Raw genomic sequence first — 19,518 nt, 5'->3', positions numbered from 1 at the left:
AGTGGATGACCGTGGAGAAAGAAAGATTGGATGTACTATTGGTTAAAAAGGGATACTTTTCAAGCCGGGAACAAGCCCGGCGTTCTATTATGGCTGGCCTTGTTTTTGTCAATCGACAAAGGATCGATAAAGCAGGGACAAAAGTTCCCATGGATGCTCAGATTGAAGTAAAGGGCCAGCTCCATCCTTATGTCAGCCGGGGCGGATTGAAGCTGGAAGAGGCACTCCGGCTTTTTGCGATCGATGTACGTGATAAGGTAATGTTAGATATCGGGGCATCGACCGGTGGATTTACAGATTGTGCTTTACAGCATGGAGTGCAGTTGGTGTATGCCATTGATGTGGGGTACGGACAGTTGGCCTGGAAATTACGCCAAGACCCTCGGGTCATTGTCATGGAACGAACCAATTTTCGGTATATAAAACCGGAGGATTTAAAGGAAGCCAGACCCGATTTTGCAACGATTGATGTTTCTTTCATTTCCCTGGCCCATATTTTACCGCCTCTCAAAGAGCTTCTCTTGCCTGAAGGCCAGGTAGTTGCCCTGGTGAAACCTCAATTCGAAGCGGGAAAAGAACAAGTAGGCAAAAAAGGAATTGTGAAAGATCCAGCAGTCCACCGCCAAGTTTTGAAGCGTTTTGTCGCCTTGGCTTATGAACAGGGTTTTGATGTTCAGGGAATCGCTCCATCACCGATTCAAGGTGGAGAAGGCAATATCGAGTTTTTAAGTCATATGGTGTACCGAGCTCCCCGCATGCTCGATTGGACACAGGAAATAGAGAAAATAGTAAAAGAAGCCCATGCTTGTTTCAAATAAAAAAGGGGAATGATGTATGACTGCGAATAAATAGGTAAAGGGAGGGGGAAGGATGTCTCAGGTCGGAGATACCCTGGTTCTTTACCTATTAATCGGAGTCATCATTTATTTAATGATCAAAAATATTGCTTCAACAACTTCCGTAAAAGGTTGGCTGTTTTCATCCAAAGAAAAAAGTGAGTCCATTTCATTTACAGGTAAAGTACCAATGATATTACAAGAACACGGATATGAAGTGATTGATGAAAAGATCAAGATTCCAATTGCGATTGATCTGGATGGAGAAGCATATTCCAGTCGAATGTTTGTGGATTATCTGGCCCGTAATGAAGAGGGAACCTATTTGGTCATGGTTGCACGGGAACGAAAGCCGCTACGCTTGTCTGGCTCGGCTTTACGCGATTACTTTTTACCGTATTTCCTGTTGTTTGAACCATCGGGTATCTTGTATGTCGATAAAGAAAAAGGTAGTATCAAATTGATTCATCTTGATGTGCCTGATATGAAACTGAAAAAGAGAAAATCTGCACTTTCTGGCTATGTGATTGCAAGCATTGTAGGGATGATTCTGGCACTTCTGCTTTATCAAAACGGATAACAGAGTATATTGGGGTGGGGACTGTTTGAAAACCATTGGCATTACGATGAACTTAAGTAAACACCACGCTTATTCCGTTGCATGCCAATTGATTGATCTATTGGAAAAAAAGAATGTTCCGTTTTATTTGGAAAAAGAAATGGCTGAACAACTGAAGTATCATCGTGCAGGAATTGTATTGGAAGAATTTCCACAAAAGGTGGATGTTGTGTTTGTGTTGGGTGGAGATGGAACACTGCTGGGAGTTGCCCGTCAACTGGCAAAGTATGATTTACCGATTCTCGGGATTAATGTTGGGAATTTGGGATTTCTGTCAGAGGCAGAGCCCAGCGACTTGTCTACCGCTGTTGACCGGATTTTAAATGGAGATTATTGCATTGAAAAACGTTTGATGTTGGATGCTGAGCTTATACGAGATGGAAAAGTGATTGAGCGAGATATCGCGTTTAATGATATTGGGATCGCCAAAGGCTCATTTAGTCGAATGATCACTTGTCGAGTTCATATGGATGGTCTTTATTTGGGAACGTACTCGGGAGATGGTGTCATTGTATCGACACCCACTGGCTCGACGGCTTATTCTCTTTCATGTGGAGGTCCAATTGTTTGGCCTGGTATTCATACGATATTATTAACGCCAATCTGTCCCCATACACTGACATCACGTCCGATGGTTTTGCCTAAAGATGGGATACTGGAAGTACAGGTGAATGCAACGCACAATGAAATGGGATTAACCATTGATGGGCAAGTCGGATATTCATTGCAGTCTGGAGATGTGATTCGTATCCAAGGATCTGCCTGTTATACACAGTTAATCAAATGGAAAGAACGTTCTTTTTTTGAAGTGGTAAGAAAAAAATTGCATGGAGAAAATAAGTAGAAAGGAGAGAAAATGAGCATGAAGGCACAACGACATATCAAGATTCGTGAGATTATTGCCAGTAAAGATATTGAAACACAGGATGAATTGGTGGATGAATTGAAAAAGGCGGGATACAACGTTACGCAAGCCACTGTTTCCCGCGATATTAAAGAGTTACAGTTAGTAAAAGTACCGACGAATTATGGAACTTATAAGTATTCCTTACCGGCAGAACCGGTTGATCGACGGTATAATTCTCCGCAAAAGTTAAAACGGATGTTACAGGAATCGTTTGTCGGACTCAATCATGCGGAAAACCTGATTGTTATCAAAACGTTACCTGGTAATGCACAGGCAGTAGCTGCCCTGATCGATAATCTGGATTGGGAAGAAATTATAGGAACATTGGCTGGAGATGATACGATTTTGGTGGTATGCAGCAGTAAGGAAATTACGGAAGAGTTAGCTCAACGGTTTATTGATATGCTGTAGGGGTCGATGCTGATGTTACGGGAGTTGACGATTCGCCAATTTGCCATTATCGAAGAGATTTCATTAACTTTTTCAAATGGTTTTCATGTGTTAACAGGTGAAACAGGGGCAGGGAAATCGATTTTAATCGATGCTCTCGGGTTGGTTTTGGGTGGACGAGCTTCATCGGATCTCGTTCGCCATGGTGCAGAAAAAGCAGAAATTGAAGCATTGTTTGAAATTTCTTCTTCTCATCCTGTTTGGTCTTTGCTCAACGAATGGGGGCTTGAGATGGAGGAGACCTTACTCCTTCGCCGCGAAATTGCTGCCAGTGGAAAAAGTACATGTCGAATCAATGGAAGAATTGTGACGTTATCCATGCTTCGGCAAATTGGCAAGAAACTGATAGACATACACGGTCAGCATGAACATCAATCGCTTTTGGATGCGGATGAGCATGTGGAGTGGTTGGATCATTTTGCTGGCGAGGAAGTACTGGAAGTGCGGCATCAGTATCAAACACTATTTCATGAATATCAGCAAGTGCAAAAAGAATTGGCCCGTTTGAATTTGGATCAGCAGGAGGTCGCAAGGCGTATAGACTTGCTTCAGTTCCAAAAAGAGGAAATAAGAGCGGCGCAATTGGTTGAAGGTGAGGATGTTGAACTGGAGAAAGAAAGAAACCGGTTGGCTTTTGCTGAAAAACTGTTATCCAATGCATCGCAAGCGTATTACTATATGTATGGAGAAAATCAAGGATTGGATTTGATTCGGAAAGCACTTTCACATATGGAAGAAGTGCTTCATTTGGATGAGCGTTTGGCCCCTGTTTATGAGATGATGCAGTCCGCTTATTATCAACTGGAAGAAGGCGTTCATGAAATAGCGAAATACCGTGATGAGTTGGAATTTGATCCGGATCGTCTGAATGAAGTGGAAGAACGGATCTATACGATTAAACAGTTAAAGAGGAAATACGGAGAAACCATTTCGGACATTTTACGTTATTGCCAAAAAGTCGAGCGGGAATTGGAAGAATTATCCCAGCGTGATTGGATTGAAGAAGAATTATCTGAGAGAAAACAGCAGTTGGAAGAGAGATTGTTGCAACTGGCAGATCAGCTGACCTTTTTGCGAAAAAAAGCAGCAAGCAAGCTGGAAAAAAGAGTCGAGCAAGAACTGGCAGACTTGAATATGGGCGCAACCGTTTTTCATGTGGCTTTTTATCAGCCTGCAGATCGGGTACCGCTATTTACGCTGACTGGAAAAGATCAAATCGAATTTCAAATTGCCCCTAATCCAGGTGAACCACTTCGTCCTTTGGCTCGGATTGCTTCAGGAGGAGAGCTTTCTCGAATCATGTTGGCTTTAAAATGTATTTTTACGGATATGGATCAGATTCATACATTGGTTTTTGATGAGATCGACACTGGTGTGAGTGGGCGAGCGGCTCAGGCAATTGCTGAAAAAATTGCGATGGTTGCCAAACATCATCAAGTGCTTTGTGTGACTCATTTACCGCAAGTAGCGTGTATGGCTGATCATCATTTTTATATATCCAAGGAATCGGATGGATATAAAACACGAACAAAAGTGGAATCATTAAATAAACAAGGTCGAACTAGAGAATTGGCCCGCATGTTGGGTGGTGCAGAATTAACACCGACGACACACACCCATGCCGAAGAAATGTTATGTTTGGCTGAAGAAGTCAAAAAAAGCTTATAGTCCGTTCAACATTGCGTGCTCAACGAAAAGAGCATGCCGTTTTTTATTTTTAAGGAATGTTTGTTATATCTTTCGGAAGGATTTCTCTATCATAAAAGAAGCATGTAGCGGATATCTTAAGCTTACACAACTCTTCATTGGCGAAGGTTTAGGCAGGAGCTCAGGAGAGTGGTGAATATTGCAAAAAAGAGATAAACAAAAATGGCTAGGTGTTCTCCTGGTGCTTCTTTTGGTTTTGGGCAGTACAACAACATTCTTCCAGCAATTGACTCATTTTCCAGTCGAGTTACGTTTGATGAAGGGACAACTGAAGCAATTTCGCTTGGATATGCCCGTTTCCGCTACAGCGAATCTATCCAATCCTGATGTCATCCGTGTCAATGGTTTGAGCAAACCTATGGTTGCCATTGATTTAAGCCGTCCTTTTACAGTCTCTACTCAGACCATTGGTCATACCTTGTTAACACTGAAATTATTTGACACTGTACCGATCAAACAAGTGAAAGTCCGTGTGTTACCAGATATTCGAGTGATTCCAGGCGGACAATCCATTGGTGTGAAATTAAAATCATCCGGTGTATTAGTTGTTGGGTATCATTTGATAAAAAATAACAAAATCAATGGTTCACCCGCAGAAAAAGCCGATATTCGTATTGGTGATTACCTGACCAAAATCAATGGCAAACCCATTGTTCATGTGGAAGAAGTTGGCAAGGCCGTGCAAGAAGCAGGAAAAAGCCAAAAGCCACTCATGATTCACTTGGTACGAAGAGGAGAAGAGAAGCAGGTTCAATTGTCCCCGATTTTTGATGAAAAAGATCAGGCTTACCGTTTGGGGCTTTATATTCGGGATTCTGCCGCAGGTGTAGGAACACTGACTTTTTATGATCCCAATAAAAAAGTATATGGCGCTTTGGGACATGTTATTACGGATATGGATACAGGACAGGCTATTCGGGTTGGTGATGGCAAAATCCTTTACTCAAATGTAACCTCGATCCAAAAAGGAGAATCAGGTGAGCCAGGAGAAAAGCGCGCGATCTTTTTTCATGAAGACCATGTATTGGGCAATATTACCAAAAATACCTCATTTGGCATTTTTGGAAAGATGGCCAGTGTACCAGGAAACGGCCTTTATTCCCAACCGGTCCCGATTGCTTTGGCCGAACAGGTAAAAGAGGGGCCAGCCAAAATATTGACAGTGGTCGAGGGACAGAAAGTCGAAGCGTTTGACATTATGATTTCACACGTCATGAAACAGAAATTCCCTGCCACGAAAGGAATTATTATTAAGATCACTGATCCTCGACTGTTGGAAAAAACAGGCGGGATTGTACAAGGGATGAGCGGTAGCCCGATTATTCAGGATGGGAAACTGGTTGGAGCTGTCACTCATGTTTTTGTCAATGATCCTACAGCAGGATATGGAACTTTTATTGAATGGATGTTACAAGATGCTGGAGTTATCCAGCAGACAGCGGATCTTACAAAAGATCCGCTTTTTTATGGAAAAAAATGTAATAAAGAAGGAACGCATAAGTTTATGTCGAAAGGTTAAATAGGACTGTTTGCAGGACGGTAAGGAGGGTTTCTGTGGATAAGATTCGAGTAGCATTGGCGGATGATAATCGCGAATTCGCCGAATTATTAAAAGAGTACTTGTCCAGCCAATCCGATATTGAGGTGATTGGCGTTGCTTATAATGGGGGAGAAGTTATTGATTTATTAAATGAGAAGGTTCCTGATGTTCTGGTCTTGGATATCATTATGCCTCATTTGGATGGTCTTGGAGTTCTGGAACAAATTCACGACTTGGATATACAACCCGTTCCAAAGATCATTATGCTCACTGCTTTTGGTCATGAGAATATCACCCAGCGTGCAGTCGAATTGGGAGCTTCTTATTACATTTTGAAGCCATTTGATATGGAAGTACTTACTCACCGGATTCGACAAATGCAGGGAGTTACGACTACCCCTACTAGGAAAGTCAGCTTGAATGGTCAGGTTCATCGTTCCCCAAATTTGGATGCCAATATTACCAATGTCATTCACGAAATTGGTGTACCTGCTCATATCAAGGGATATTTATATCTTCGTGAAGCCATTACCATGGTTTATCATGAAGTCGATTTGCTTGGGTCGATCACAAAATCATTGTATCCGCGTATTGCTGAGAAATTTAATACGACTCCCAGTCGGGTAGAAAGAGCGATTCGTCATGCCATCGAAGTTGCCTGGAGTCGAGGAAATATGGATTCGATTCGCAATTTGTTTGGCTACACGATCAATGTGACGAAAGCCAAACCAACAAATAGCGAATTTATTGCCATGGTGGCGGATAAACTTCGGATTGAACATCGTGTAGGGTAGGGGAACAATTATTCCAGTTTTTGTAATCATCGTACTTATCTCTATGCTTTGTTGCCGACTATTGAAATGAAATGCCGTTTCTAGTGGGGAAAACTCCTCATAGAGGCGGTGTTTTTTTGCATAATGGTTCCATAAGTCTTTGGCATTGACATAGGATATGGGTTAGAGGGATGATTTTTCATAAGGGGGGAACATCTCCAATGCATGCGATTACACAAGGATTGAAAAATGTGATGCTTGCTCTTTTCGTTTTATTGATTGTGGTTATTTCTACGATATTCTCCGTTTTGCTTATCTTTGGTTTAGGGTTATTTGGGCTGATATTGGTTGGGGTTTCATCACTGATTGTACTCTTCAAAAAAGGATTTGGCCGGATTCGGATTGGAAGGCATAAATAAAATTCCCTCTGCTCAGAGGGAAGTATAGGATCTTGAACAAGTATGTTTTCCATACACAAGACTTCATCGAGATTTGGAGGTACAGCAGAACTGGATCCATGATTATTTAATGCGAATTTTCCCTTTGCGATGTAGCAGGTATCGATGATGTTTTCTTGCTTCGACGATTTGTTGAAATAGAGAGCCTGCCTCATCGTAATTCTTTAATTGCATGGCTTGCCGATACTTTTTGACCAGCGGTGCAACGGTTTGTTGATAGAATCGATTGGCCTCCAGTGTGTAACGAGGCTTTGATGGTCGATTGGCTGGTTTTTCCCTTACAATTATACGTTTTTTCTTGGACATAAAATACCACCTCCTGCACTCTTCTACATGTTATGCAGAAGATAGGCTTTTGCGCATGATTAGAAAGGCTGCCAGATCAGATGTTTTGCCCTGTTCCATCGTTGTTCGACAGCCGGCCAATAGACAATATTCCACCAGGCGGAGATATATTTTTTTCTTTGGTTTGGATATTTCAGATAGTAGGCATGTTCCCAAACGTCTAGTGGCAAAAGTGGTATGACATCCCACTGCGATAAATTTTGATGCTTTTCTGCCTGTAAAATTTCCAAACGATGGGAGCGAGGGCTCCAGACGAGAATAGCCCAACCTCCTCCTTCCACCTTTTCTGCTGCAGAGGAAAAGTGCTTTTGAAAACGCTCGAAACTCCCGAAATCTTGTCGGATTTGTTTTAAAAGGGACCCAGTTGGTTTTCCACCCCCTTGGGGGTTCATGGTTTCCCAAAATAGCGTGTGAAGATAATGTCCTGCTCCGTTGAATGCCAATTCCCGTTCCCAATGTTTGACCAGCTGGAAGTTACCTGTTTGCCGAGCCTGTTCCAACATTTTTTCAGCCGTATTTAAGCCCTCCACATAAGAAAGATGATGTTCATCATGGTGTATTCGCATGGTTTGTTCATCAATATAGGGTTCCAGTGCATCATATGGATATGGCAAGGGTGGAAGTTGATGTTGACCGATCGGAACCCGCTTTTTGATCATTTCTCGGGTCTCGGCTGGATCAGGGGATTCAGATGGCTGGGCAGCAATCAGTGGGGACGGATTTGCTTTTTTTAAAGTCTGTAGCCATTTTCTGTATTGTTTTTGTGTCAAAATCACCTGTTCTAACCAGTGATATAATGTCATGGGATGAGTAAACGGGGAAGAAGCGGCTGCTTCAATTTCGGAAAATTGTGCATTTAATGCCTGCAAATCCGATAAGATATGCTGATCCTGGATCTCTTTTTGTTGTTCGCGAATCCATTGACGACATAGATGAATGGAGCTTAAAATGGCCTTTTTTAGTAATGGATGATCCCATGTCGGATACATATTCATCCCTCCTAAACATAGTTTATGAGGGAATTCTTGATCGCATGATAAAAAAACAGCCTTCTTGAAAGATATTCAAAGGCTGTTTGACAAAGGTTCTATGGTTATATCAGAAAGGAATCCCTTTGTTTCATGACCACGTCCCATATCATTGAAGAAGGAAACATGACATTCAGGTTGGAAAGAAGCAGTTCCTCACAGGAAAGTGGGCTGCTGTCATACTTTTTTATAAAAACTGTATTTGTCTTTTTTCTCCCGTTTTTTTGAAGCTAATTGTTCTCTCTCTTCTTTACTTAATAATTTCGGTTGAACACGGTTCCTTTTTTTGTCCCGATAAAAGATAAAACCACCCAGGAAATATAAGGCAAATAAGAGTAAGAATAATCCACCTAAAAAAGGCCCCCAAGCAAACCCTTGTTGGGCAAAATAGTTAAACAGAACATCACGAATGATGGTCCAGCCATAAATACCGAGAGCTCCCGGGACACACAATATGAGTATAGCCAAGATTCGTTGATAGATCGGTTTCATAAAGATCCCGCCTTTCTCGTTACCATCCTTATGGTACAGTATTTGGTGCAGGAAAACCAGTCTTTTGGGGAATTTTGGTGAGAGAATGCCTGTTGACACGAAACCATTTGGTTTCATATAATCTAAACGAAACCAAATGGTTTCATATTAACACGTTATGGAGGTAAAAAATGCAAGGAAATAACCAAGATACACTGTCGGCTATCCGTCAGACTATTGTATTTAACGCACCGATTCAAAAAGTATGGGAGGCTGTTTCTACCTCAGAAGGTTTGGCTGCATGGTTTATGCCAAATGATTTTCAGCCTGTAGTCGGCCATGAGTTTCATTTAAATGCAGGCCAGTTTGGCATGTCCCCCTGCAAGGTCACGGAAGTGGATCCACCCAACCGTCTTTCGTTCAATTGGGGAAAAGATTGGACCATCACTTTCGAATTAAAAGAGCTTGATGGTGGTAAAACGGAGTTTACGCTGATCCATTCTGGCTGGGATGCAAACAAAGTTACAGAATTCGGAGAATCTCATTCGGTTGTGCGAGATCGCATGAACCAGGGCTGGACTGTGCTTCTTAAGTCGCTGGGCAAGTATGTGGAGGCTTGAAATGCCTGCGCCATCACAGAAACATGACGTCTTTCAGGCGATCGCCGATCCTACTCGCCGCCAACTGCTAAGGTTGCTTGCTGATAAGGAGATGCCTGTTACCATTATAAGCAGGCACTTTCCCATGAGCCGCACAGCCGTTTCCAAGCATTTGCGTATTCTGGCGAATGCCGGACTTGTCAAGGAACAAAAAGTAGGGCGTGAGACGCGGTACAGGCTCCAGCCAGAGCCTCTGATTGAACTGAAGCAATGGCTTTCCTTTTTCGAGCGATTCTGGGCAAACAAGCTATCCATGCTTAAACATTACGTAGAAAACGAGGAAATAGATGGTTTGAAACTGGTGGAATCAAAACACGAAGAACAGGAACCAAAAGAATAGCCTGTGACTTTTGGGAGGAACAATTATATCCATTTGTTATTGTTGAAAACGTTAAAGAAGCGATTGAATACTACCAAAATATTTTCAATAAGTCGTTCAACTGAAAAAGGAAAACCGGGTTTGTCAACGGCCTCAACCTCTCATCTTGAGAGGTTTTTTATATATATCTACGATCCGAGTTGAACGAAAAAGACAGCCTAAGCCTTTAGTTTTATTGACTCTGTGGTTTCTGATCATTTTCCTTGAAATGCATTTGTTCATATTTATGAGAGGCCCAACAAATCGCCATTAAGCCTGAATCTTTTGATGAAGTGAGAGTATAATTGCTATTTATCAAAGAAAATAGGTAAACCAAACAAGCCTGGAATGTTATTTTTTAAATGTAAAAAATCTGTTCATTTCATATTATGAAATTTTTTTCATTGATATTAACTATACGAATTGCTATATTATTCATAGGTGATTGGTATGAAAAAAAGCAAAACAACAATTAAATCTGTATCGAAAGCGCTTCAAATTTTAGAACTACTAGGGAAACATCCAAATGGATTAATGATAAAAGAAATTAGTATATTACTAAAGTTGAACTTAAGTACAACTTACCATTTGATAAATACAATGTTAGAACACGGGTATGTGAATAAAACAAAAGATGATGTTTATTTACTGGGATATCAAATTCCTTTTTTAAACAACGCCTTTTTACAATCCATGGCTCCTGATACCATGTTAAATCATTGTTTGGAAGAACTTTCTGAAATTACTCTAGAAACCGCATATTTAGGTAAAGAGCGGGATGGCGAAGTGATTATTCACAATATTATTGAAGGGCCTCAAGCGATAAAAGTAAAAGCGCTATATATAGGATACAGGGATTACCCCCATGCAAGAGCTTTACCTAAAGCGATCATAGCATTCTGGTCTGATTCGAAGATTGAGAACTATTTCAAAGGAAAAAAGTTCGAAAAATTAACTGAATCAACCCCATCCAACTTGGATGAACTGATGAAGGAATTATATGAAATACGGAAGCTTGGTTACAGTATAGATGAACAGGCATTTACAAAAGGAATTTGTTGTATTGCAGCGCCTGTTTTTGATGCGAGTAAAAAACCAGTTGCTGCCTATAGTGTGAGTGTGCCTTATGACCGATATAACAATAACCGTGATGAATATGTGGAAAAAGTCTGTATGATCGCTAAAAAAGCATCCCGATATCTTGGATGCTCAGAATAGATAATTTAAGTTTAAGGAGAGGGTGATGAAAAATGAAATAAGAACCGAAGAGAAGTAGGATTAGAGGGTTATATTATGAGATGACTGAGGAAGGGGCTTGTTTATGGTTTGGAGATGGGGAGGCGCTTTGAAAACGCGTACAACTCACCTTATTGGCTAGGCTGATCAAAGTCACATATCACATCCTGAAACCGTTTACAGGATGATGGTTTGAAACAGATGGACATCTAGTCCATGAAGTATATAATCATAATGTTCTAATTTATCAGTCAAATAAAATGATGGAGGTATCAAAAATGGATTTGAAGGACGTTTATAAACGTGTGATTCGCAGACAGGATGTCAAAGCAAACTGGGATGCATTCCCGGATTTTAAAAAAGCCACTTACAGATATATTGGAACATTGGCCTCGAAGGATACCTCAATTCCACCAGTCTTAATGGACAGTGAAATTTCTTTGGGAATTATTGAAGCTGGTCCCGGCCCCCAAGCGGCTTTGCATAATCATGAAGTGGAAGAGATATTTATGCCGCTTGAAGGCCTGTGGGAATTCTTCTGGGGTCCTAACGGAGAAGAACGGGTTACATTGGGCCCTTTGGATGTGATTACTGTTCCGCCTGGAGTATTGAGAGGTTTCAACAATGTTGGTGGTACAACAGGCCGTCTGTTGGTATTGCAGTCCAGTGCAGAGGCCGATGGAGCTGCTTTTGTTGACAAAGAAAAGCTTACAAACATTACTGAAACGAACAGCTAACGAAATGAAGATACACAACAAGTTCTTCATAACTTACACATTCTCGCAAATTGCATTGAGGGATCGGGACGCGATTTTCCGGCCCCAAAACAGTGGCAAATTGCTTGGCGGAAAATCGGTCCCTCCCAGGACTTTATCATGTATCTCATTGGCATAAGGACAACTTTTTAACATAAGAGGTGGAAAGATCATGTATCCAGCACCTATATCTGAATATTTTGCTCCATCAACCTTGGAGGAGTGCCTGGATTTATTAGACCAATACGGCAACCAGGCGAAGATCTTAGCTGGCGGTCAAAGTTTGATCCCTTTATTAAAACTGAGAATGGCGGATGCACCAATCATCATTGATATTAACAGAGTGATTGAATTACAGGAGTTTGGTGAAAAATTCCTGGAATCAGGAAACCGTGTTCTTCGAATTGGTGCATTGACAAGACATAAAACGTTAGCCTCTCATCCGTTAGTGTTATCGAAATATCCGATTATTTCGGATGCGGCAAAATATATCGGAGATGTTCAGATCAGAAATAGAGGAACCATCGGTGGAAGTTTGGTTCACGCTGATCCAGCAGCTGATCTTCCGGTTCCTATCTTGGTTTTGGATAGTACATTACGGCTTGTGTCAAAAGACGGAGAGCGTACATTTTCTGCGGATGAATTTTTCCTTGGATTAATGATGACGGTTATCGAACCCAATGAAATCCTGGCACATATAGACATTCCTTCCCCTCAACCGGGAACAGGAGCAGCATATTATAAGTACTCTGCGGTCTTTGGAGATTTTGCAATTATCAGTATCGGAGCTAGGATAACACTTCAGGATGGCATTTGTCAATCATCGCGAATCTACTTGGGTGGAGTTAATCCTCGTCCTCAGAGAGCTGTTGAGACAGAAGAGTTTCTCAATGGTAAAACAATCACCTCTGAGATCTTGCAAAAAGCAACGGATGTAATGGTTGAGGAAGTAATCGTGGAATCTGACATGCGTGCTTCTGATACTTTCCGAAAAGTTCTTTTAAAACAATATGGCTTCGATGTTTTATCGAAAGCCGTACAAAGAGCAAAGGAGGAGCAAATTTAATGCATCCATTACAAGATGTTCAAAAACCTGGTGTAGAGGGTACGAAAACCATTCAAGTTCGCGTCAATGGACAAATATATAAAAGAGAAGTTCCGATCCGAATGTTACTTGTGGATTTTTTACGAGAGGAACTGGGGTTAACCGGAACTCACGTGGGATGTTCTGTAGAAGGAAGATGTGGAGCTTGTACCATCGTTTTAAACGGAAATAATGTAAAATCCTGTTTATTGTTGGCTGTTCAGGCCGATGGAGCTGACATATTGACGGTAGAAGGACTGGGAGAGCCTGATAACCTTCATCCAATTCAGGAAGGCTTCTGGGAAAAACATGGTTTGCAATGCGGCTATTGCACTCCAGGGATGATGATGTCTGTTTATAACTTACTAAAGGTCAATCCACATCCTTCTGTTGCCGAAATTAGAGAAGCATTGGTTGGAAACATATGTCGGTGTACCGGTTATGAACATATTATTGAAGCGGTACAGTATGCCGCTGATCGTATAGCAGCTATGCCAAAAGAGGAACGGGACAAACTTTTTTCCTATTAGGATTAGTCATTTACTAATTATCTAAGGAGATGATGATTGTATGACTACGGTATCTGAGACCAAATGGGTTGGACGAGCTATCCGACGCCGCGAAGACCCACGGTTATTGGCAGGGAAGGGCAAATATATTGGCGACATAACCCTTCCCGGAACAACATATGTTCATCTGGTACGAAGCACTCATGCCCATGCGCGAATTCGCAATATCGATACCACCAAGGCAGAAAACTACCCCGGTGTGGTAGCGGTTGTTACCGGAGAAGAGGTTGCCGCTGCGATGAAGCCGATGCTTGTGCCTTCAATTATCCCACGATTGGGGGGAGAATTGCAAATTCCAACGGTTTATCCATTGGCCATAGACAAGGTTCTATGGGTAGGAGATCCCATCGTTGCCATTATAGCGGAAAATAAATATATTGCAGAGGATGCGGCGCAGTTAGTAGAAATTGAATATGAACCCTTACCTGTTCTTGAAGATCCCGAGGAAGCTCTCAAATCTGATTCTCCCAAGATTCATGAAGATTGGAAAAGTAATGTGCTTTGGCATGGGGAACTTGGTGACGGAGATGTAGAGAAGGCTTTTCGAGAAGCTGATTATATCTTGTCTGAAAGATTTTATGGGCATCGTACAGGATGTGCTCCATTGGAGACGCGTGGGGCAGTCGCCTCTTATGATGATTTTACGGGTTTAACCCTTTATATTAATAGCCAACGTCCACATATTTTACGAATGGCCTTGTCACAAATTTTGAATATACCTCATGACAAGGTGCGTGTCATTGCACCCAAAGATGTAGGGGGAGCCTTTGGAACAAAAGCTCCGATATATCGTGAAGATCTGCTTATCTGTTATTTGGCGATGAAATTAAAAAGACCCGTCAAATGGATTGAAAACCGAATGGAAAGCCTGATGACAATCGGGCAAGAACGAGATCAAATTCATTATTTGGAACTGGCTGTACGCAAAGATGGGAAAATCCTGGGCCTTAGAGATCGCATCATCGCCGATGTTGGAGATGGAAGAACGGGTGTTTATCTGGGATTTGTGATGCCTTGGTTAGGCGCAGCTTATTTAACGAATGCATTCGATATTCCAAATGTACACATCGACCTATCATGCGTGGTGACAAACAAACCTTGTTTATCACCCAGTCGGGCGTTTGGGGAATTCCCTGCTCGTTTTGCAATGGATTATGCCTTACATCTGGTAGCCAGGGAACTGAATTTGGATCCCCGTGACGTTTTCGAAAAAAATATCATCAAGAAATTTCCGTATGTAACAGCAACCGGAATTACACATGACAGTGGTGATTATGTAGGGGCTTTCAAGACATTGCTTGAGGCATTGGATTATGATCGAGTGAAACAGGAACAAAAAGAAGCGCGAAAGAACGGCCGGTTGATTGGTGTCGGATTTGCTATGGGTGCGGAAATGTCCGGTATCGGCTCACAAGTCTTTGTAGCCATGGAAAATCAACCGGGGTATGGGTCTGCCACTGTCAAAATTGATACCCATGGCATGGTTCAAGTTCTTGAAGGAGACTCTCCTCAAGGTCAAGGCCATGAGACGACGATTGCCCAAGCAGTGGCTGATGAACTTGGGGTGAATATTGACGATATATATATCAGTTACGGTGACACTTTCGCTACTCCTTTCGCTTCTGGCACACTCGGAAATCGTGGAGCGTCTTATACGGTTAGTGCGGCAGTTCTCGCTTGTCGGAAATTGAAAACCAAAATTCAAAAGATTGCCGCCTATCTTTTAGGAATCGAATCGGATTCAGAAGAATTCATTTTTGCAAATCGAGAAGTGATTTGGAAAAAGGATAACAGTAAAAGAGTGAGTCTCGATGATATTGCCGATGTAGCTATTATGGCCCCGACAAAACTTCCGCCAGGAATGGAAGCAGGTTTGGAAGCTACCGCGTACTTTGAAGCAAATATTGCCTCGATGTTAAGCATTGGTGTACATGGTGCTGTTGTGGAAGTTAATCCCAAGACTGGAGATTACAAGATTTTGCGTTATGTCGTGGTGGATGATTGCGGGGTTCCGATTAATCCCATGTTAGTTCGTGGGCAAGTTCACGGCGGCGTAGTCATGGGGATCGGGAACACACGGTATGAAAAATATATCTACGATGAAGCAGGTCAGCCTTTATGCACAACATTAATGGAGTATCACATGCCATCAGCAGCCGATGTTCCTGATATCGAAGTGATTGAGTACAACGTTCCCACTCCTTATACACCTCTGGGTACAAAAGGAAAGGGAGAAGGAGTTCCGGGACCAGTTCCGGCTACCTTAGCGAGTGCTATTACCGATGCCATTGATCGTCCAGGATTCAAGCTTCTCAATTTACCATTAACACCAGAATCCATTTGGCGTGCTTTAAACGAAGATAAATGATGATTCTCGGGAGTTACCTCCCGGGAATCATCATTCTGAAATAGAGTTTGCTTAAATGAACTTTTGATTAAATTTAGAGAACTGAACGGATATCCCTCAAGCCTGTCGTAAAGAATTCAAAATGATTTAAAAGGAGAGCTGTTTAGATGAAAATTAGCGGTACCTATGAGATTCCCACGAATTCAACTACGGTTTTTCAATTGCTTACAAATCCTGATGTTTTGGAACGAACCGTGCCAGGACTGAAATCATTACATTTAATTGAAGATAATATTTACGATGCTGATCTGGAGATGGGATTACCGACGGTCAAAGGACGCTATAAAGGAACCGTAAAACTGGTTGACGCGGTGATCGGTGAGCATTTTCGATTGATTATGGAGGGTCAGGGGCCATTGGGATTTGTGCAAGCGGATGTGTTGATAAAACTCGAACAAATTTCTGAAAATCAAACAAAAGTGGATTGCGAAGGTGAGGCGACTATTGGAGGAGTTGTGGCGGGAATCGGGCAGCGAATGATTTCAGGTGTTGCAAGTTTCTTAATGGGACAATTTTTTAAGGCGATCAGGAAAGAAGCCAGTAAAGCTGAAAATGTCGGTAATTAATATTTTTCTTGTGTTTCATTATACAGCCCCTCCGATCGCAAAAATAACACCTTGTTAGATTGGCTTTGGTGACAAAGTGGAGGTTTGACTCTTTAATCACTGGCAGAAACTCCGAACAAGTACCGACTTGTTCATGACCACCAAACAACTGCCAGCTTGAAGAGCTATAGCCACCAATTTCCACAACATTTGCAAGTAAAATATCCGGTTCATTGTCTCCCGGTTTCCAAATATAACTCGGGTCTTGAAGCCGGGAGGCATACAGAACCACTAGGTTTTGTTTGCATAAGGCTAATGTGGAAGGAGGGGGAAAAGTGATACAACCAAACATGTTATACAGAGACTTGTTTGATATCGCAAAAGACCTGACCCATGTTATTCGAGCTCATGTTGACCATGAGGCACATCATGAACATGTTCTTTTAAATATTTGGCCACATCTCGTCAAAGTTGGGTTTCACCGTTTATTGATTGAATCCCGTTTCGGAGGTTTAGGACTTGATCTTAAGCAATACATGAACCTTATACGATTATTGGCTTATGGAGATGGAGCACTGGCCTTGGCAGTCCATGTTCATAATTTTGCCGTGAAAATTGTCAATGAACTGGGAAACGAAACTCTCCAGCATCGTTTAAAGACATGGCTAGACGAAGGAAAAATTTTTGCGCTTGCACGATCTGAGTATGGAAGAGATTACAGATATAATTTTTCTACTCGAATCTCCCAAATTAAATCTTCAATGATACTAAATGGTCAAAAGGATTTTTGTACCCTTGCAGGCTTGGCTGATTATTATCTAGTGTTTGCACAAACTGAAGTGACCAGTCCATCAATGGATTCTGTACAAGTTTGTATCGCTAACGGAAAGAATCCTACAGTTGAAGTGATAAAATCGAACGGTTTGGATTCCATGGTTTCTTCTTCCACTTATAGTGTACGTTTTAATCACTATGAATTAACTCCAGCAGAATTGGTTGGACAACCAGGTGAGATTACTCGTTTATCGAATCCAGACATCCTCACACTCGGAATATGTGCGATCAACATCGGTATGGCCGATTTAGGTATAGAATTATTTACCGAAAAAGAAAGACAACTTTACGCCAGTAAAAATGCTGAGGTATTGAGATGGTTAGGTCGAATGGATGTACTGCTACGTAGCACTGAATTGTTACTGAACGAATCAATCAATTCTCGTCCCCACTCAGGTATCGATTCAGGTGTTTGTTTAAGACGTGCGAAAGCAGCTTCAGATATGTTGATACAAGATGTAACTGAAGGCGCTATTCATTATTTAGGCATTGACGGAATTATGTCCAAAAATAAATTTATTTATTTAAGAAATAATTCATATGCTACTCGTATTTTGCCTCCAAATACCCAGAAGTGCCTGTTCACGCTGGGGACTGAAAAATTAAAATAAGCCATGATATTTGAATGTGTATGGGTAATTTGGGGAGATATTTCGATATGGTTGCCGTGATTCCATTAACAAACGCATGCGGTGGACATTGGAAGAGGAGGATTTCTTACCTATATATGGATGTCGAGAATTTGTCCCTAACTGAAACGCATTTTTCGGAGGTGAAATATTGTGGTAGGCAACAAAGTGATCGCTGACGCAATAGAAGATGCAAGAAGATCAGGTACCCAGATTGCCTTAGCGACGGTGGTACGTGTTACGGGGTCCGCTTATCGACGGGAAGGGGCCAAAATGCTTGTGGATAAAAACAAGAATACTTTGGGAGTCATTTCCGGTGGTTGTCTGGAACAGGATGTCACCGAGGTAGCTCAGCAGGCTATGGAAGAGGGTCGGCCCGTTCTAAAGCAATACGTTTTGGATGAAGACTTGGTGTGGGGGCTCGGACTTGGTTGTCCCGGAACTGTTGAGGTTTACATCGAACCCCTTACATTTGCGGAAATAACTGAAAATGACCAGGGTACGAAAAGTATTTCAAGTCCATTAGATGCTTGGATAACATGTCTGAAACAGGAACAGATGGGCGTATTAAGCACCATTTTGAAAGCTCCATCTGAACTTCATATTTCCCTGGGTAGTCGCCTTTTTATACCTGAACATGGGGATCCGATCGGGAGTCTTGATCACGATGAATTGAATCGCAAGGTCCTGGAATTAGCCAGAGAAAAATTCAAAAGTCTAAATCCGAAATCGGAGACTTGTTCGGTTCGCCTTTCGAGTGGAGAGTCTATCGATATTTTTCTGGACGTGAATGTTTCTCCTACTGAACTCATCATTTTTGGTGCCGGTCACGATGCAATCCCTTTGTCCAGCTTTTCGCTCCAATTGGGTTTTAAAACCACTGTAGTTGACCCACGACCGGCATATGCGACACATGAACGTTTTCCTAGGGCTAACATTATTTTGGCAGATTCAGGCTCGTTGCAAGAACGTGTCCACATTGGTTCTCGAACGTATGTGGTGATCATGAACCATCATCTTGAACGAGACCGGGCTTGTCTTTCCTTTGCGCTAAACTTCAATACTCCTTATATAGGTGTTCTTGGCCCCCGTTCCCGCTGCATGAAATTGCTGGAAAATGTTGACCAGTTCGTCCATGTATATAATCCGGTAGGACTTGACATCGGTGCGGAATCTTCCGAAGAGGTGGCCATTAGTATCCTGGCAGAAATTCTTGCCATTAGAAATAACTGTTCTGGAGGTTTTTTACATGGACGGTTAAAAATACATGATCCAACATAAATGGATGTCAGTATTAAATGCAAAATG

General features: G+C 41.9%; 21 protein-coding genes. 18 read left to right on the top strand and 3 right to left on the bottom strand.

Annotated elements, in window-relative coordinates; all coding sequences use genetic code 11:
- Positions 1–5 precede the first annotated feature (5 nt).
- The 8 genes from BMZ78_RS08905 (at position 6) to BMZ78_RS08870 (ending at position 7,251) form a co-directional block, all read left to right on the top strand.
- The gene (locus BMZ78_RS08905; protein ID WP_093229666.1) at positions 6–818 is read left to right on the top strand and encodes a TlyA family RNA methyltransferase; all 813 of its coding nucleotides are present in this window, start codon (positions 6–8) and stop codon (positions 816–818) included.
- Positions 819–870: 52 nt separating this feature from the next.
- Positions 871–1,416: a hypothetical protein gene (locus BMZ78_RS08900; protein WP_093229664.1), complete on the top strand. Its 546-nt coding sequence runs from the start codon at positions 871–873 to the stop codon at positions 1,414–1,416.
- A gap of 25 nt (positions 1,417–1,441) precedes the next feature.
- A complete protein-coding gene (locus tag BMZ78_RS08895; protein WP_245739796.1) occupies positions 1,442–2,299 on the top strand; it encodes an NAD(+)/NADH kinase in 858 nt (285 codons plus the stop codon).
- A gap of 18 nt (positions 2,300–2,317) precedes the next feature.
- Positions 2,318–2,773, top strand: coding sequence for a transcriptional regulator AhrC/ArgR (gene ahrC, locus BMZ78_RS08890; protein ID WP_093229663.1), 456 nt, complete (start codon positions 2,318–2,320; stop codon positions 2,771–2,773).
- A 12-nt stretch (positions 2,774–2,785) separates the two neighbouring features.
- Positions 2,786–4,480, top strand: a complete 1,695-nt coding sequence (recN, locus tag BMZ78_RS08885) for a DNA repair protein RecN (protein ID WP_093229661.1) — start codon at positions 2,786–2,788, stop codon at positions 4,478–4,480.
- A gap of 178 nt (positions 4,481–4,658) precedes the next feature.
- A complete protein-coding gene (gene spoIVB, locus BMZ78_RS08880; RefSeq protein ID WP_093229660.1) occupies positions 4,659–6,038 on the top strand; it encodes a SpoIVB peptidase in 1,380 nt (459 codons plus the stop codon).
- A 35-nt stretch (positions 6,039–6,073) separates the two neighbouring features.
- Entirely contained in the window at positions 6,074–6,853 is a 780-nt protein-coding gene (spo0A, locus tag BMZ78_RS08875) for a sporulation transcription factor Spo0A (protein WP_093229658.1), read from the top strand.
- 200 nt (positions 6,854–7,053) lie between these two features.
- Positions 7,054–7,251 carry a hypothetical protein gene (locus tag BMZ78_RS08870; protein ID WP_093229657.1) on the top strand — a complete coding sequence of 66 codons (198 nt, stop codon included), beginning with the start codon at positions 7,054–7,056 and terminating at the stop codon, positions 7,249–7,251.
- Between the two features lie 102 nt (positions 7,252–7,353).
- Here BMZ78_RS08870 and BMZ78_RS08865 read toward each other — a convergent pair whose 3' ends face one another.
- The 3 genes from BMZ78_RS08865 to BMZ78_RS08855 all read right to left on the bottom strand — a co-directional run bounded on the left by BMZ78_RS08865 (position 7,354) and on the right by BMZ78_RS08855 (position 9,155).
- A complete protein-coding gene (locus tag BMZ78_RS08865; protein WP_093229655.1) occupies positions 7,354–7,596 on the bottom strand; it encodes a hypothetical protein in 243 nt (80 codons plus the stop codon).
- Between the two features lie 59 nt (positions 7,597–7,655).
- A complete protein-coding gene (locus BMZ78_RS08860; protein ID WP_245739795.1) occupies positions 7,656–8,624 on the bottom strand; it encodes a superoxide dismutase in 969 nt (322 codons plus the stop codon).
- Between the two features lie 216 nt (positions 8,625–8,840).
- Complete coding sequence (locus BMZ78_RS08855; RefSeq protein WP_093229652.1) at positions 8,841–9,155, bottom strand: DUF2627 family protein; 315 nt, start codon at positions 9,153–9,155, stop codon at positions 8,841–8,843.
- Positions 9,156–9,325: 170 nt separating this feature from the next.
- Between BMZ78_RS08855 and BMZ78_RS08850 the strand changes: the two genes are divergently transcribed.
- The 10 genes from BMZ78_RS08850 (at position 9,326) to BMZ78_RS08805 (ending at position 19,491) form a co-directional block, all read left to right on the top strand.
- Positions 9,326–9,754 (top strand): SRPBCC family protein, encoded by a 429-nt coding sequence (locus BMZ78_RS08850; protein ID WP_093229650.1) that lies wholly within the window; start codon positions 9,326–9,328, stop codon positions 9,752–9,754.
- 1 nt (position 9,755) lies between these two features.
- Positions 9,756–10,133 (top strand): ArsR/SmtB family transcription factor, encoded by a 378-nt coding sequence (locus BMZ78_RS08845; RefSeq protein WP_093229648.1) that lies wholly within the window; start codon positions 9,756–9,758, stop codon positions 10,131–10,133.
- A 468-nt stretch (positions 10,134–10,601) separates the two neighbouring features.
- Entirely contained in the window at positions 10,602–11,369 is a 768-nt protein-coding gene (locus BMZ78_RS08840; protein WP_093229647.1) for an IclR family transcriptional regulator, read from the top strand.
- 296 nt (positions 11,370–11,665) lie between these two features.
- On the top strand, positions 11,666–12,124 hold the full coding sequence (locus BMZ78_RS08835) for a cupin domain-containing protein (protein WP_093229645.1): 459 nt from the start codon (positions 11,666–11,668) through the stop codon (positions 12,122–12,124).
- A gap of 190 nt (positions 12,125–12,314) precedes the next feature.
- Positions 12,315–13,208, top strand: a complete 894-nt coding sequence (locus BMZ78_RS08830; RefSeq protein WP_093229644.1) for an FAD binding domain-containing protein — start codon at positions 12,315–12,317, stop codon at positions 13,206–13,208.
- On the top strand, positions 13,208–13,756 hold the full coding sequence (locus BMZ78_RS08825) for a (2Fe-2S)-binding protein (protein ID WP_093229642.1): 549 nt from the start codon (positions 13,208–13,210) through the stop codon (positions 13,754–13,756). The genes BMZ78_RS08830 and BMZ78_RS08825 overlap by 1 nt, the downstream gene beginning before the upstream one ends.
- Before the next feature lie 40 nt (positions 13,757–13,796).
- Entirely contained in the window at positions 13,797–16,163 is a 2,367-nt protein-coding gene (locus tag BMZ78_RS08820) for a xanthine dehydrogenase family protein molybdopterin-binding subunit (RefSeq protein ID WP_093229641.1), read from the top strand.
- 146 nt (positions 16,164–16,309) lie between these two features.
- Positions 16,310–16,768, top strand: coding sequence for an SRPBCC family protein (locus BMZ78_RS08815; protein WP_093229639.1), 459 nt, complete (start codon positions 16,310–16,312; stop codon positions 16,766–16,768).
- A 314-nt stretch (positions 16,769–17,082) separates the two neighbouring features.
- Complete coding sequence (locus BMZ78_RS08810) at positions 17,083–18,192, top strand: acyl-CoA dehydrogenase family protein (RefSeq protein WP_093229638.1); 1,110 nt, start codon at positions 17,083–17,085, stop codon at positions 18,190–18,192.
- 171 nt (positions 18,193–18,363) lie between these two features.
- Entirely contained in the window at positions 18,364–19,491 is a 1,128-nt protein-coding gene (locus BMZ78_RS08805; protein ID WP_093229636.1) for an XdhC family protein, read from the top strand.
- Positions 19,492–19,518 lie beyond the last annotated feature (27 nt).

Origin of the sequence: Thermoflavimicrobium dichotomicum (genome assembly GCF_900114055.1) — a bacterium.
GTDB lineage: Bacteria > Bacillota > Bacilli > Thermoactinomycetales > Thermoactinomycetaceae > Thermoflavimicrobium > Thermoflavimicrobium dichotomicum.
Note: the sequence above shows the minus strand (reverse complement) of the source record. Positions and strands in the feature narration are given on the sequence as shown.